Below are 14,523 nucleotides of genomic sequence, written 5' to 3'. Positions count from 1 at the left end.
ATTTGGGTGGTACCGCGGAAGTTAGTCTTTCGTCCCTTTTATAGGGATAGAAGGCTTTTTTTATTGGAAATTAATATAAGGAGGCAAATTATGATAAAGACTGTAGTGAAAGATTTATACAGAAATCAAGAAAAATTTAAAGACAACACTGTTCAAATTTCAGGATGGATTCGTACTCTTCGTGATTCTAAAACGATTGGTTTTATGGAGTTAAATGACGGTACATTCTTTAAGAGTGTACAAATCGTTTTTGAGGACAATTTAGATAACTTCAAAGAAATTACAAAGCTACCTATAAGCTCAACTGTTTTAGTAGAAGGTGAATTTATTCCAACTCCGGAAATGAAACAACCTTTTGAAATTAAAGCGACAAAAATTGTGATTGAAGGATTATCAGATACAGATTATCCATTACAAAAAAAGAGACATTCTCTTGAATATTTAAGAACAATCGCTCATTTACGTCCAAGAACGAATGCATACTCAGCGGTTTTCAGAGTAAGATCACTTGCATCATATGCTATTCATAAATTCTTCCAAGAAAAAGGATATGTATATGTACATACACCAATCATTACAGGAAGTGACACAGAAGGCGCAGGAGAGATGTTCCGTGTGACAACAATGGATTTGAACCAACTTCCAAAAACTGAAGGCGGAAAAGTGGATGATAAAGGGGATTTCTTCGGCAAAGAAACTAACTTAACGGTAAGTGGCCAATTAAATGGAGAAGCTTATGCCCTTGCTTTCCGTAATGTGTATACATTTGGTCCGACTTTTAGAGCAGAAAATTCAAATACTGCACGACATGCCGCAGAATTCTGGATGATTGAGCCGGAAGTTGCTTTTGCAGAACTACCAGATATCATGGATCTTGGTGAAGACATGGTTAAGTTTGTCATTAATTATGTATTTGAACATGCACCTGAAGAAATGGACTTCTTTAATAGCTTTATTGATAAAACTCTTATTGAAAGATTAAAGAATGCATTAGAATCTGACTTTGGTAGAGTTACTTATACTGAAGCTGTTGAATTATTACAGAAATCTGGTAAAAAGTTTGACTACCCAGTTGAATGGGGAACAGATTTACAAACTGAACATGAACGTTACCTAAGTGAGGAAATTTACAAACGTCCTGTATACGTGACTGACTATCCGAAAGAAATCAAAGCATTTTATATGAGAGCGAATGAGGATGGCAAGACAGTAGCAGCGACAGACTTATTAGTTCCTGGTATTGGTGAATTAATCGGAGGAAGTCAACGTGAAGAAAGAGAAGACGTTCTTGTAGAGCGAATCAAAGAACTTGGTATGAATGAAGAAGATTACTGGTGGTATCTAGAGCTTAGAAAATACGGCGCTACAAAACATTCTGGTTATGGAATTGGATTTGAACGACTTGTTATGTATTTAACAGGAATGAAAAATATCCGTGATGTAATACCATTCCCACGTACACCAGGAAATGCAGATTTTTAATATAAAAATGAACAATAGGATGCTGCGGCATCCTATTATTTTTATGAAGAACAAAGAATATGAGTTTTAGCATTTGAAAAAAGAAAAATAGTAGATTTATAATATAACAAAAGATGAAATACTTCTCTTTCTACTATAAATTAATGATAAAATAATGGAAATGGAAGGTGAAATAAAATGAAAAAAAGAAAACCACAGCAGCCTGTAAAACCGGCGTATGAACAGAAGGAAAAAATATCATTAGGATCATTAATGAATGAAGAAATTCTTCAAAAATTAAAAAATACAAAAAAACAATTGCAAGAAAATGAAACAAAGCAAAAAGAGGAAGAAGAAGCACGTATTCGTGAAGAAAAGAGATTACGTGAGAAAAATAAATCATTCGAAGAGTTATTAAACGAGAGTAATATCTCTTGGAAGGACTTTAAATAAGACGCAAATGGCGTCTTATTTTTTTTTACATTAAATTAATCATTTTTTTATAAGAGATTTCACATTATGAAATTTTTTGATTGTTCAAAATTTTATAATTTTTTATAGTGAAATTAAGTTAAATAAAAGGTAGTAGGTGGTGTAAATAATTTAAGATAGTGAAATTGAACTTTTTGAAAGCGCTTTAAAAAATTTCCGAATTCGATTTAAAAAACAAATGTTAAAAAAATTACATATCGGAGTGGAGGAATTATTAAATGGGTATTCGTACAGGGGCGCAATATATTGATGGATTAAAATCTAGAAAGCCAGAGGTATGGCTAGGTGGAGAAAAGGTAGAAGATATCGTAAACCACCCAGTTTTCAAACAACCGATTCTTGAGATTGCAAAATTATATGATATGCAGTTCGATCCAGCTTATCAAGACAAAATCACACATATTTGTGAAGAAACTGGTGAGCGAATTTCTAATGCATTTCTAGTGCCTAAATCATCTGAAGATATTAAAAAGCGTGGAGATTTGTTCGAAGCATATGCAAAGTCAACATTTGGTTTAATGGGAAGAACACCTGATTTCTTGAACATTGTTTTAACTTCAATGGCAAGTAATTCATGGTTTTTAGATAAATATAACCCAGAGTGGTCAAAAAATGTCCAAAATTATTTCAAATTTGTTCGTGATAACGACATCTTCTTAACGCACGCAATTATTAATCCACAAAATGATCGAAGCAAGCCATCTTATGAACAAAAAGATTTATTTACTCATTTAGGTGCTGTTGAAGAAACGGTTGATGGATTAGTCGTTAGAGGAGCTAAAATGCTTGCAACATTAGCGCCAATTACAGATGAAGTCATTATTTATTCATTCCCTGGTTTCCACGAAGGCGATGAGCGATATGCTTTAGCATTTGCACTTCCGATTGACACGCCGGGATTAAAAATTTTATGTAGAGAGCAGATGCAAGATGGTAAAAGATCATTTTTTGATCATCCATTAGCATCTAGATTCGAAGAAATGGATGCTGTTCTTGTATTTGAGGATGTGTTAATTCCTTGGAATCGTGTATTTATTCATAATAATGTTGAAGCTGCAAATAATCTATACCCAAAAACAGGTATTGCACAACAGCCTGCTCACCAGTCTGGCGTAAGAGGCTACGTAAAATTAGCTTTTGCAGTAGAGGTAGCATGTAGGTTAGCTGATTCAATTGGAGTAGATGTTTATTTAAATGTCCAAAATGACTTAGGTGAATTACTACAATCAGTTGAAACAATTCGTGCGTTACTTCGAGTTTCTGAAATAGAGTATGAGACATTACCTTCAGGCGAAGTAAGACCGGCATGGGAACCACTAGAGACGATTCGTGGCTTGCTTCCAACTATGTACCCAAGAGCAATTGAAGTGATTCAAACAATTGGTGCAGGTGGCTTATTAATGTCACCAACAGAAGCAGACTTTGAACATCCTGAGCTAAGAGATGCAATGGATAAATACTATGTTGGACGTGAAGGTGTATCCTCTTTAGACCGAATTCAATTATTCAAACTTGCATGGGATTTATGTGGAGAAGCTTTTGGACAAAGAGCACTTCAATATGAAAGATACTATACTGGTGATCCAATTCGAAAAAGAGCAATTTACTATAACCAAATGAAACGTAAGAAAACGTTTAGTATGGTGGACGATGCGTTAAACGGAGCAAAAAACTTAAAAGGAGTATCGACTAATCTAGCGAATTCTAAAGTTAACTGATTAATTTTAGAAAGCAGGGATTTTATGAAATTTTTTAGCATCAAAGAGGAGGGGATCTAATGATCTCTTCAGTTCAAAAGATTTCTAGAATATTAGATTGCTTTACAGAAGAAGAACCAGTCCTGGGAAATTTAGAAATAGCTGAAAAGTTAAATATGAATGCAAGCTCGGTCCATCATTTAGTTCGTACTCTTTGTGCTGAAGGGATTTTAATTCAGGATAGTAAGAAAAAGTATCGACTCGGTTGGAAGCTGCTTGAATGGAGTAATCACGTTATGTATCAGCAAGACATATATAGTGAAGCCATTCCATTATTAGAAAATCTATTAAAAAATTATGATAGTACCGTTCATATCGGAATGTTTGATAAAGGGGACGTAAGATTTGTCTTAAAAGTTTCCTCTAAACATTCGATCCCTGTCCCAACATTTATAGGTGCTAAACGGCCTGCCTATTGTACGAGTACCGGTAAAATTCTACTATCATATAATCCAGCATACTTAAAAACAACGATTGAAAGAGGCTTTGAAGCTTATACAACAAATACAATTACGACTATTGATGCATTAAAAAAAGAAATGACTGCGATTAAAGAGAATGGCTATAGCATTAGCAACAATGAAAATGATTTAGGATTATTCGGAATTGCAGCTCCAATTCAAACATATACCGGTCAAACTTTTGCAGCATTAAATATGGTTGGACCAGTTTCGTATATGATGAGCCAAGACATTGGTCGAATGATTCAGGATGTTGTGAAAACTGCTAAAACAGTCTCAAATCAGCTTGGTTATATTAATGCATAATGATAGCGCTTACTTAAATTCAAATAAAAATGATTAATTGGAGGATTAGAGATGAATCTTAAAAGTCGAGTTTTTAATATTTTCAAATTGATTGAGGATAATAAAGAGCTATTAAAACCACCAGTTAATAATAAAGTTATTTGGGAAGATTCAGAGTATGCTGCAATGATTATTGGAGGTCCAAATAAACGTAGAGACTTCCATATCGATCCTGCAGATGAATTTTTCTATCAAATTAAAGGCAATTGCTATGTTGAGTGTATTACACCGGATGGTAAGCGTGAAGTTGTAACAGTAGGAGAAGGTGAAATTTTTATGCTTCCTTCTTTTGTTCCACATTCACCTCATAGAGTAAAAGATTCATATGGAATTGTGCTTGAACGAAAAAGAGCAGAAGGTGAATTAGAAAGCTTTGTTTGGTTCTGTGATGAGTGTAATGAAGAAATGCATAAAACGACAGTTCAATTAACGGATATTGGTACGCAAGTAAAAGAAGCAATTGAACATTTCAATGCTAGCCTTGAATTAAGAACATGTAAAAACTGTGGTCATGTCATGAAAGAGGAAGCGGATGAATGGGTATGCGTATAGATTTTCATACACACATAATTCCTTTTGATTTACCGAATTTTTTTGAAAAATACGGTCATGAAAGATGGCCTATTTTACAACCGACATGTTCATGCGGTGCCAATATTATGGTTGCTGGAAAAGTATTTAGGGAAGTAACTGATCAAGTTTGGAGTCCTGAAAAGAGAATTGAGGATATGAATAATGAGGATGTAACAATGCAAGTGCTATCGCCAATTCCAGTTACCTTTTCGTATTGGGCACCAGCTTCAGTTGCATTGGAAATGGCTCAGATTCAAAATGATTTCATTGCAAATACAGTGAAAAAAAATCCTTCAAAGTTTATTGGATTAGGGACAGTACCAATGCAGAACGCTGAAATAGCTATTCAAGAAATGGATCGCTGTATTCATACGCTTGGATTAAGTGGACTAGAAATTGGTACAAATGTAAATGGAACAAATTTAGACAGTGATGAGTTTAGTCCATTTTTTGAAATGGCTGAAAAATGGAATGTCCCATTGTTTATTCATCCGTGGGAAACATTAGCGAAGGATCGAACTCCAGATCATAACTTTATGTACACGGTTGGAATGCCGAGCGAAACAGCTTTAGCTGCAGCTAGCTTAACATTTGGCGGAGTGATTGAAAAATATCCGAAATTAAAGATTTGTTTTGCACATGGCGGGGGATCATTCCCATTTATTCTACCTCGATTAGATCAAGGATGGAAGGTATGGCCTCATTTGCGGAAAACGGCCTATCCACCAAGTCATTATGTAAATAATTTCTATTTTGATTCTCTTCACTATGATCCTATTAATATTCAATTTTTAATTAACCGATTTGGTTATGACAAAATTGTGATGGGCTCGGATTATCCTTTCTTATTAAGGGAAACGCCACCCGGAAGAGTGATTAATCAAATGGATATTAATAAAGAAATGAAAGAAGCGATATTAGGCAAAAATGCCCTGAAATTTTTAAATATTAAGGAGGCAGATTTACTTCATGGAAAACAAAGTATTGACTCCAGAAGATAGATTAATAAGTTTAGGTTATGCACTTAAACCAATAAGACCGGCTTCAGGTAATTATGTAAAGTCTGTTCGTACTGGTAATCTACTATTTACATCTGGTCAAGGTGTAGATGAATACCATGGGAAAGTTGGACGAGAGTTAACGCTCGAGGAAGGTTATGCTGCTTCTAGAGAGTCAATGTTAAATTTAATTAGTGTATTAAAGTACGAATTAGGTGAACTTTCGAAAGTAAAACGTATTGTAAAAATATTAGGTTTCGTAAATAGCACAGAAGATTTCTATGATCATCCGAAAGTGATGAATGGAGCTTCTGACCTTTTAGTAGAAGTGTTTGGTGAAAGAGGAAAACATGCTAGGTCTGCTGTTGGGATGGCACAGCTTCCACATAATACAGCGATCGAAATTGAAATGGTAGTAGAAATAGAGGATTGAAAAATTTGGTGGCACTCGTGTCACCTTTTATTCTATTAGAATGGTAGGTGCCTATTATGCAAGTTACAGAGAAGAAAAATAAAACATTACCGATTGATTGTAAGCATTTTATTGATGGACAATCTATTCCTTCCTTTAATCAAAAAACATTTTTAAATATTAATCCAGCGACCGAAGAAGTGCTAGGTTCTGTTTCTGAAGGTGGCGAGTTAGAAATTGATCTAGCAGTAAAAGCAGCAAAACGAGCTTTAAAAGGTGAGTGGAAACAATTTACTAGCAATCAAAGAGCGGCAGTATTAAGAAAAATCGGCGACGGAATATTAGCTCGAAAAGAAGAATTAGCGGCGTTAGAGGCAATGGATACTGGAAAGCCATATGATCTTGCTTTAGAAGTTGATATTACTAGATCGGCTCATAATTTTTATTTTTTCGCTGACTATATTACAACGTTAAGCTCTGAGTCTCATATGCAAGATCAAACTGCCTTACATTATACATATCGTAGGCCAGTTGGTGTAGTTGGGATGATTAACCCATGGAATCTACCTTTATTATTATTGACATGGAAGCTTGCACCTTGTTTAGCGGCTGGCAATACAGCAGTTATGAAGCCAGCTGAATGGACACCAATGACAGCTACAGTCTTAGCTGAAATTTGTAAAGATGCAGGCGTACCTGACGGAGTTGTAAATGTCGTACACGGATTTGGTGCAAATGCGGCAGGTTCAGCTTTAACAGAGCACAGAGATGTTGATGCCATCACATTTACTGGTGAAACAAAAACAGGTTCAGCAATTATGAAGGCGGCAGCTCCAACGTTAAAAAAATTATCGTTTGAGCTTGGTGGAAAAAATCCAAACATCATCTTTGCTGATTCAGATTTAGACGAAGTGATTGAAACAACTTTAAAATCATCTTTCATGAATCAGGGAGAAGTTTGTTTATGTGGATCTAGAATTTACGTCCAGAGATCAATCTTTGATGAATTTATTGATAAATTTGTCGCAAAAACAAAGGAATTAAAAATTGGCGATCCATTTGAAGAAGGCACAAAAGTCGGTGCGGTCATTAGTAAAGAACATTATGAAAAAGTGTTATCTTATATCGAGATTGCAAAAGAAGAAGGCGGAACTATTTTAACAGGTGGTAGTAGACCAGCATCAATTGAAAAAGGGTGCTTTATCACACCGACAATCATTACTGGGCTAAGTCGTGATTCTAGATGTGTAAGAGAAGAAATATTTGGTCCCGTCGTAACAGTTATGCCTTTTGATTCGGAAGAAGAAGTGATTGAATGGGCAAATGATACTCATTATGGTTTAGGTGCAACAATTTGGACAAATGATTTACGCAGAGCCCACCGTGTTGCTCATCAAATCGAGGCCGGAATTATTTGGGTAAACACTTGGTATTTAAGAGATTTACGTACACCATTTGGAGGAATGAAGCAAAGCGGTTTAGGTCGTGAAGGTGGAATTCATAGCTTTGAGTTTTATAGTGAATTATCGAATATCACGATTAAATTATAAGAATTAAAAAGGGACGTGAGAAAGTGAAGATTACTAGTGTAGACGAGCTTACGATTCTGCTACAAGAAGCAGAAGAGAGTGGAGTTAGTATAAAAGCTTTAACTGAAGTTTTTCCTGGATTAACTGAAAGGGAAGCCTATCAAATTCAATTAACAAATGTTGAAGAAAAATTGAAAAAAGGGCAGAAAATTATCGGGAAAAAAATTGGATTAACTTCGATTGCCATGCAGGAGTTATTAGGGGTAGATGAGCCAGATTACGGTCACTTACTAACAGATATGAATATTCCTAATTTCGGTGAAGTACAAGTTGCAAATATGATTTTACCAAAAGTAGAAGCTGAAATTGCATTTGTCTTAAAAAAAGACTTAATCGGTCCAAATATTACATTTGAGGATGTAGTAAATGCAACAGATTATATTGTCCCTGCAATTGAGGTAGTTGATAGTAGAATTGAAAATTGGAAGATTCGATTAGAGGATACAGTAGCCGATAACGCTTCATCATGCTTATTTGTTCTTGGCAATGAGCGTTTCGATGTAAAGGAAATTGACTTACCGAATGTTACGATGGAATTATATCGTAACGAAGAATTGATGAATTCAGGTAAGGGAGAAGCAGTGTTAGGAAACCCAATTCATTGTGTAGCATGGTTAGCCAATAAATTAAGCGAATTTGAAATCTCTCTAAATGCAGGAGAAATTATTTTATCAGGAGCTTTATCAGCTGCAATTAATGTAAATGCTGGGGACTTATTTACTGCGAAGTTTCCATTATTAGGTGACGTCTCGATTTCATTTAAATAAATGAGGTGCTATTTATGAATAAATTAAAAGTTGGAATCATTGGTTCGGGGAATATTGGAACAGATTTAATGATGAAATTACAGAATAATCCATTTCTAGAATTAACAGCAATGATCGGAATTGATCCAGAATCTGATGGGTTAAATCGTGCAAAAGAATTAGGAATTGAAGTAATCGATAATGGTATTCAAGGTTTCATTGAACGAAAAGAACTGGCTGATTTATTGTTTGATGCGACTTCTGCAAAAGCTCATTTTCATCATGCAAAAGTACTTGGTGAATTAAAGAAGCGTGTGATCGATTTAACGCCAGCGGCAATTGGGCCATTTGTCGTACCACCTGTCAATTTAGGTTCACATATAGTCGAAAGCAATGTCAATTTAATAACATGTGGTGGGCAAGCAACGATCCCAATCGTTCATGCAGTAGGTCAAATTGCAGAAGTTGAATACGCTGAAATCGTTGCAACAATTAGCTCAAGAAGTGCCGGTCCTGGTACACGTGCTAATATCGATGAGTTTACTGTAACAACGGCTCGAGGACTTGAAGAGATTGGTGGGGCTAAAAAAGGAAAAGCGATCATTATTTTAAATCCTGCAGAACCGCCAATTATGATGAGAGATACAGTTTATTGCAAAGTTACGAATGAAGATTTTAACCATGAAAGCATGATTCAATCCGTTAAGCAAATGGTGAAAAAGGTTCAAGCGTATGTTCCAGGGTACCGTTTAAGAATGGATCCAATTATAGATGGTTCAACTGTAACTGTTTATTTAGAAGTTCAAGGATCAGGGGACTACTTACCAAGCTATGCAGGAAACTTAGATATTATGACTGCATCAGCAGTAAAAGTAGCAGAAGAGATTGCACAATATGAAGTTGTAAAAACCGTTTAAAAAATCGCCTAAAGAAAGTGAGGGAGTGCAATGTTTGGAAAAGAAGTTATTGTAACTGAAGTAGCACTTCGAGATGGAAGTCATGCAATTGCACATTCATATACAGTAGATCAAGTCGTTCGAATTGCGAAGGCTCTTGATGATGCAAAAATGCCTTATATTGAAGTATCACATGGAGATGGTTTAGGTGGTTCTTCACTACAATATGGTTTATCAACAACAAATGAATTTGAATTGATCGAAGCAGCAGTAAATACGTGTAATCATTCAAAGATTGCTGTCTTACTATTACCTGGTATTGGAACAGTAAAAGAATTAAAAACGGCAGCAAAAATCGGAGCAAAAATGGCTCGTATAGCTACCCATGTTACTGAAGCTGATGTTTCGAAACAACATATTACGATGTCTAAAGAGCTTGGATTAGAAACAGTCGGGTTTTTAATGATGTCCCATATGGCACCAACTGAAAAATTAGTTGAACAAGCCAAATTAATGGAAAGTTATGGTGCTGATGTCGTATATATGGTTGACTCAGCAGGGGCGTTTCTTCCACATGAAGTAAAAGAACGTATTGCTGCTTTACGAGGGTCTCTTGATATTGAAGTAGGATTCCATGCACATAATAATCTTTCTCTAGCGATGGCAAATACACTAGTAGCAATAGAAGAAGGAGCTACTAGAATTGATGGCAGTGTACGATGCTTAGGTGCTGGTGCAGGAAATACACAAACTGAAGTGTTAATTGGGGTATTAGAGCGATTAGGAATCAAGACAGGAATTGATTTCTATAAGATGATGGACTTAGCAGAGGAAATCGTTGCACCGATTCTTCAAACACCACAAGAGATTACAAAAGGGAGTCTAATTTTAGGCTATGCAGGAGTGTATTCTAGTTTTCTATTACATGCCAATCGAGCAGCTAAAAAATGGAATGTTGATGCAAGAGATATCTTAATTGAATTAGGAAAACAAAAAGTAGTCGGTGGGCAAGAGGATATGATTCAAGAAGTTGCTTGTATGTTAGCAAATAAAAAATTGTCTGTTTTTTGAGAGGAGACGGTACTTATGATAACTGAAATTGCAAATAAAATATATATGCACCAAAAAAATGGTTTAGAAATGGATAAAATTACGATTGAACATCCAGAATTAAACGTTAATAATGCTTACGAAATTCAAAAATTAAGCATTGATCATGCGATTAAAAATGGAGATCCATTAATTGGTTGGAAAATGGGACTAACAAGTATTGCTAAACAAAAATCTGTTAATGTTGATGAGCCGATTTATGGACGCTTAACAAAATCGATGGAATTAGAAGAAAATGAATTAAAGATGGAAGGTTCAATCCATCCGAGGGTGGAGCCAGAAATCGCATTTATGATTAATAAACCATTATTTGGACATGATGTAACAGCAAAAGATGTATGGGAAGCAACTGAGTATATTGTACCTGCATTAGAAGTAATCGATAGTCGATATAAGAATTTCTCATTTACACTGACAGATGTAGTGGCAGATAATGCATCTTCATCAAAATTTATCATTGGTAAACAACAATATTCACCTACATATACTTCATGGGATGAAATTAACGTTGAATTATATAAAAATGGTGTAAAAGTACAAAGTGGTGTAAGCTCTGATGTACTAGATCATCCTGTAGAATCTGTCGTAAAGTTAGTGCAGATGCTAAGTAAAAACGGCGACCAAATTGAACCAGGGATGATTATCTTAACGGGCGGTATTACAGAAGCGATCCACGTTGAAGAGGGCGATATTGTAGAAGCACGTTTTGAAGGAATCGAGACAATGTCACTACAAGTAACGAGGTAGTACTTTATGCCAATCATTCAAATTCAACTGATTGAAGGTAGAAGTCCAGATTTAAAAAAACAATTAATGAGAGAAATAAATGAAGTTGTTTGTCGTACATTGGATGTTCAGCCAGCGCAGGTAAGAATTTTAATAAACGAATTCGAAAAAGCAAATTGGTCCGTTGGAGGAGTTGCAAAGGATGAGTAAAAAAGTCCCTTTTTTAAGGGGCTTTTTTCTTGTTGGGAATTTAAGGAGGGGATTTTTTGATTATACAAGTGGGATCTATGGTGGATCAATCTATTTTAAAAATAATTTAAGCAATAAAAAATAAAATAACCTTAACTATTTAGTGCCTAGGTTAAGGTTACTTATTTTTTAATAATATTAAGTAAAGGCAAGTTCAATCAGCTTAATACTTTAATAGTCTTATAGAGAACTAATCTATGTTACATACATCCTTTGGGCAGTTATCACAGCCTATTTCATTTTTAAGAAATTGTAAGTCTTTGATAATAATTTTTCCATCAGGAGAATAACTAATAACATTTTTTTTCTTTAAATCACTTAACATCCGATTGACACTTTCTCTTGTAGCAGCACAAAACTTAGCTAATTCTTGATTGGTAAGATGAATATTAAGAAGAATTCCGTTTTCTATTAATTCCCCGTATGAGTTCGATATACGAATAAGCGTGGAGTAAAGTGCGCCTTTTTTACCATTTAACACTAAGTCTCGAATCTTAGATTGATTTTTTCTAAGGTGAGTAGAAATCCATTTCATAAATTCAAATGTCAATGGAGCATGGTTAATTAGTTCTTTCTCCAATAGATCTTTAGGAATGACCTGTACTTCTGCTGCTTCTAAAGTATAAGCGCTAAGCATATAATTTGCATTTTCTGAAAAAAGAGTCAATTCTCCAATTAAATCATCTTTTTGACAAATGCGAAGATTTAATTCATCACCATATAGAGTCACCTTACTTATTTGGATAATTCCTGATTTAATTAGATACAATTCTTTAGCATCTTCTCCTTCTTGAAATAAGAAGGTGCCTTTTTTTACTGAACGTGTTGATCCGATTGACTGTAATAAGGAAGCCAAATCTTTAGAAACGATTGAAAGGTCACTTTTTCTATTATTATTTTTTTCCATCAAAGTATCTCCGCCCCGTTATAATTGAACACTAATGTTTTTATGTATATATCCAGAAAACAAGTATTTTAGGTATTACATTTATTATTATAATACCATGCTATTGAATAGCATAGAACTCTAAGGAGATAGAATATGAAAAGATTGACGTTGAAGCGGGATAAACTTTATGTGGCAAATTGATAAGTTACTCGGCCATCAAGGACAAGGTTGTGACATACATCATACGGCGAAATAATTTTGTGTGCTAATCTAAACTAAAAACCGTACAAAAGAAGGGGTGAGAAAAAAATGACGAATATTTTCGATACCCGCAATCGACCATTACGAGATTTAAGAATTTCTGTAACAGACCGTTGTAACTTTAGATGCAGCTATTGTATGCCTAAAGAGATATTTGGAGTTGACTATCCCTTTATGAGTAAAGATGAAATCCTATCCTTTGAGGAAATTGTTCGATTAGCAAAATTGTTTGCAAAAATAGGTGTGGAAAAGATTCGTTTAACAGGAGGGAACCTCTTTTAAGAAAAGATCTACCAATACTGGTTAAACGTCTTTCAAAAATTGAAGGAATTAAATATGTGACTTTAACAACAAATGGTGTATTTTTGGCAAAAAACGCCAAAGCGCTAAAAGAAGCCGGAATTTGCCGCGTAAATGTAAGCTTAGATTCTCTGGAAGATAAAGTTTTCATGAAGATAAATAATATGAATATGAGCGTTTCCACAGTTTTAAACGGAATTTTTGCAGCTAGGGAAGCAGGGCTAGAAGTCAAAGTAAATATGGTAGTAAAGAAAGGTCTAAATGATACGGAAGTATTACCTATGGTCGGTTTTTTAAAAGAAAAAAATATTACATTACGATTTATAGAGTATATGGATGTAGGGTGTACAAATGGATGGAATTTTAAAGACGTTATCTCAAAGAAGCAATTATTTGATATGATCCAAGAACAATATCAGTTGGAGCCTATAGAGCAAGATTATATTGGTGAGGTAGCAAAACGATATCGATATAAAGGAACGAATACTGAAGTAGGATTTATCTCATCCGTTACAGAAACCTTCTGCGGTTCATGTACGAGAGCCCGACTATCTACAAATGGAAAGCTATACACCTGCCTATTCGCTTCAGAAGGCTATGACTTAAGTGAGTTATTGCGTTCTGGAGTTTCGGATAAGTACATATTAGCAACAATACAATCAATATGGGAAAAACGAGATGAAAGATACTCCGAGATCCGTACAGAAGAAAGTCATAAAAATCGTAAAATTGAAATGTCTTATATTGGTGGATAAAAATTCAACTATTTTTTAATAGTTGTTTTTTATTGTCCCTTAAATCATCTTTTCGTAAGAGGATGACCGAAAACATTCAGCATTAATTGGATATTGGTTTGAAACAAACATAATAAAAAAACTTCTCATTTTATGAGAAGTCAGAGTGTTGAAAAGTATTGTGGTCAATATAAAAAATACGAACAATAAATGATGTTCGATGAAATTGTAATATTTTTAAATATGATCTATCTATCGTCTCTTACCTGAAAGACAATTGATTGATAATATATTTTTTAACTAACTTGCAAAAATTTAACATAGTTAACGTCATTATTAAACAAATATCTTTTTGGGGATCATTATTTATATGATTTGTAAGTCGTGGATTATCTATCACTTACAATTAGATTAATAAAGGGAAATTCATTCGTTTAATAGACTAATCTATTGATTTTAAGATTATTTTTTTTTATTAAGAAGTTGATTGGAACGGAAGGGTGCTCGACTCCTATGGGATAAGC

14 protein-coding genes, 1 pseudogene and 1 other annotated feature (1 of these 16 only partly in view) are annotated in these 14,523 nt (G+C 34.5%); of the genes and pseudogenes, 14 read left to right on the top strand and 1 reads right to left on the bottom strand.

The genetic code is table 11. The features are described 5' to 3' along the window. Nucleotides 1–40 (top strand) — a binding site (T-box leader); it begins 199 nt to the left of the window's first position. Between the two features lie 50 nt (nt 41–90). The 13 genes from asnS (at nt 91) to COE53_RS23000 (ending at nt 11,776) form a co-directional block, all read left to right on the top strand. Beyond that, a complete protein-coding gene (gene asnS / locus COE53_RS23060) occupies nt 91–1,482 on the top strand; it encodes an asparagine--tRNA ligase (RefSeq protein ID WP_069033377.1) in 1,392 nt (463 codons plus the stop codon). Between the two features lie 177 nt (nt 1,483–1,659). Next, complete coding sequence (locus COE53_RS23055) at nt 1,660–1,914, top strand: YqkE family protein (protein WP_069033376.1); 255 nt, start codon at nt 1,660–1,662, stop codon at nt 1,912–1,914. A 257-nt stretch (nt 1,915–2,171) separates the two neighbouring features. Further along, nucleotides 2,172–3,671: a 4-hydroxyphenylacetate 3-hydroxylase family protein gene (locus COE53_RS23050; RefSeq protein ID WP_069033375.1), complete on the top strand. Its 1,500-nt coding sequence runs from the start codon at nt 2,172–2,174 to the stop codon at nt 3,669–3,671. Nucleotides 3,672–3,730: 59 nt separating this feature from the next. After that, the gene (locus COE53_RS23045) at nt 3,731–4,477 is read left to right on the top strand and encodes an IclR family transcriptional regulator (RefSeq protein ID WP_098948775.1); all 747 of its coding nucleotides are present in this window, start codon (nt 3,731–3,733) and stop codon (nt 4,475–4,477) included. A gap of 51 nt (nt 4,478–4,528) precedes the next feature. Further along, a complete protein-coding gene (locus tag COE53_RS23040) occupies nt 4,529–5,068 on the top strand; it encodes a 3-hydroxyanthranilate 3,4-dioxygenase (protein WP_069033373.1) in 540 nt (179 codons plus the stop codon). Next, nucleotides 5,053–6,090 (top strand): amidohydrolase family protein, encoded by a 1,038-nt coding sequence (locus COE53_RS23035; protein WP_175403475.1) that lies wholly within the window; start codon nt 5,053–5,055, stop codon nt 6,088–6,090. Before COE53_RS23040 ends, COE53_RS23035 begins: the two co-directional genes overlap by 16 nt. After that, on the top strand, nt 6,059–6,520 hold the full coding sequence (locus COE53_RS23030) for a RidA family protein (RefSeq protein WP_069033372.1): 462 nt from the start codon (nt 6,059–6,061) through the stop codon (nt 6,518–6,520). The genes COE53_RS23035 and COE53_RS23030 overlap by 32 nt, the downstream gene beginning before the upstream one ends. A 56-nt stretch (nt 6,521–6,576) precedes the next feature. After that, nucleotides 6,577–8,049 carry an aldehyde dehydrogenase gene (locus COE53_RS23025; RefSeq protein WP_091021054.1) on the top strand — a complete coding sequence of 491 codons (1,473 nt, stop codon included), beginning with the start codon at nt 6,577–6,579 and terminating at the stop codon, nt 8,047–8,049. 23 nt (nt 8,050–8,072) lie between these two features. Continuing rightward, on the top strand, nt 8,073–8,855 hold the full coding sequence (locus COE53_RS23020; RefSeq protein WP_091021055.1) for a 2-keto-4-pentenoate hydratase: 783 nt from the start codon (nt 8,073–8,075) through the stop codon (nt 8,853–8,855). A 14-nt stretch (nt 8,856–8,869) separates the two neighbouring features. Further along, nucleotides 8,870–9,751, top strand: a complete 882-nt coding sequence (locus COE53_RS23015; RefSeq protein ID WP_069033370.1) for an acetaldehyde dehydrogenase (acetylating) — start codon at nt 8,870–8,872, stop codon at nt 9,749–9,751. 30 nt (nt 9,752–9,781) lie between these two features. Then, nucleotides 9,782–10,801, top strand: coding sequence for a 4-hydroxy-2-oxovalerate aldolase (gene dmpG, locus COE53_RS23010; RefSeq protein WP_069033369.1), 1,020 nt, complete (start codon nt 9,782–9,784; stop codon nt 10,799–10,801). Between the two features lie 15 nt (nt 10,802–10,816). Continuing rightward, nucleotides 10,817–11,587 (top strand): 2-keto-4-pentenoate hydratase, encoded by a 771-nt coding sequence (locus tag COE53_RS23005; RefSeq protein WP_091021057.1) that lies wholly within the window; start codon nt 10,817–10,819, stop codon nt 11,585–11,587. A 6-nt stretch (nt 11,588–11,593) separates the two neighbouring features. Next, nucleotides 11,594–11,776: a tautomerase family protein gene (locus COE53_RS23000; protein ID WP_069033367.1), complete on the top strand. Its 183-nt coding sequence runs from the start codon at nt 11,594–11,596 to the stop codon at nt 11,774–11,776. A 229-nt stretch (nt 11,777–12,005) separates the two neighbouring features. Here the strand turns inward: COE53_RS23000 and COE53_RS22995 are convergent, their stop codons facing one another. Further along, a complete protein-coding gene (locus COE53_RS22995; protein WP_069033366.1) occupies nt 12,006–12,722 on the bottom strand; it encodes a Crp/Fnr family transcriptional regulator in 717 nt (238 codons plus the stop codon). A 291-nt stretch (nt 12,723–13,013) separates the two neighbouring features. On the opposite strand from COE53_RS22995, the pseudogene moaA reads away from it, so the two are divergent. Then, nucleotides 13,014–14,020, top strand: a pseudogene (moaA, locus tag COE53_RS22990) (GTP 3',8-cyclase MoaA). The last annotated feature ends 503 nt before the right edge of the window (nt 14,021–14,523 follow it).

Source organism: Bacillus sp. AFS029533 (genome assembly GCF_002585125.1).
In the GTDB taxonomy this organism is placed as follows: Bacteria; Bacillota; Bacilli; order Bacillales; family Bacillaceae_G; genus Gottfriedia; species Gottfriedia luciferensis_B.
Note: the sequence above shows the minus strand (reverse complement) of the source record. Positions and strands in the feature narration are given on the sequence as shown.

Excerpts from the sequence above, each read along its gene's own strand:
- COE53_RS23055 (WP_069033376.1), top strand. The coding sequence starts at position 1,660 with ATGAAAAAAAGAAAACCACAGCAGCCTGTAAAACCGGCGTATGAACAG.
- COE53_RS23045 (WP_098948775.1), top strand. The coding sequence starts at position 3,731 with ATGATCTCTTCAGTTCAAAAGATTTCTAGAATATTAGATTGCTTTACA.
- COE53_RS23005 (WP_091021057.1), top strand. The coding sequence starts at position 10,817 with ATGATAACTGAAATTGCAAATAAAATATATATGCACCAAAAAAATGGT.
- COE53_RS23030 (WP_069033372.1), top strand. The coding sequence starts at position 6,059 with ATGGAAAACAAAGTATTGACTCCAGAAGATAGATTAATAAGTTTAGGT.
- asnS (WP_069033377.1), top strand. The coding sequence starts at position 91 with ATGATAAAGACTGTAGTGAAAGATTTATACAGAAATCAAGAAAAATTT.
- COE53_RS23025 (WP_091021054.1), top strand. The coding sequence starts at position 6,577 with ATGCAAGTTACAGAGAAGAAAAATAAAACATTACCGATTGATTGTAAG.
- COE53_RS23050 (WP_069033375.1), top strand. The coding sequence starts at position 2,172 with ATGGGTATTCGTACAGGGGCGCAATATATTGATGGATTAAAATCTAGA.
- COE53_RS22995 (WP_069033366.1), bottom strand. The coding sequence starts at position 12,722 with ATGGAAAAAAATAATAATAGAAAAAGTGACCTTTCAATCGTTTCTAAA.
- COE53_RS23040 (WP_069033373.1), top strand. The coding sequence starts at position 4,529 with ATGAATCTTAAAAGTCGAGTTTTTAATATTTTCAAATTGATTGAGGAT.
- COE53_RS23035 (WP_175403475.1), top strand. The coding sequence starts at position 5,053 with ATGGGTATGCGTATAGATTTTCATACACACATAATTCCTTTTGATTTA.
- COE53_RS23015 (WP_069033370.1), top strand. The coding sequence starts at position 8,870 with ATGAATAAATTAAAAGTTGGAATCATTGGTTCGGGGAATATTGGAACA.
- COE53_RS23000 (WP_069033367.1), top strand. The coding sequence starts at position 11,594 with ATGCCAATCATTCAAATTCAACTGATTGAAGGTAGAAGTCCAGATTTA.
- dmpG (WP_069033369.1), top strand. The coding sequence starts at position 9,782 with ATGTTTGGAAAAGAAGTTATTGTAACTGAAGTAGCACTTCGAGATGGA.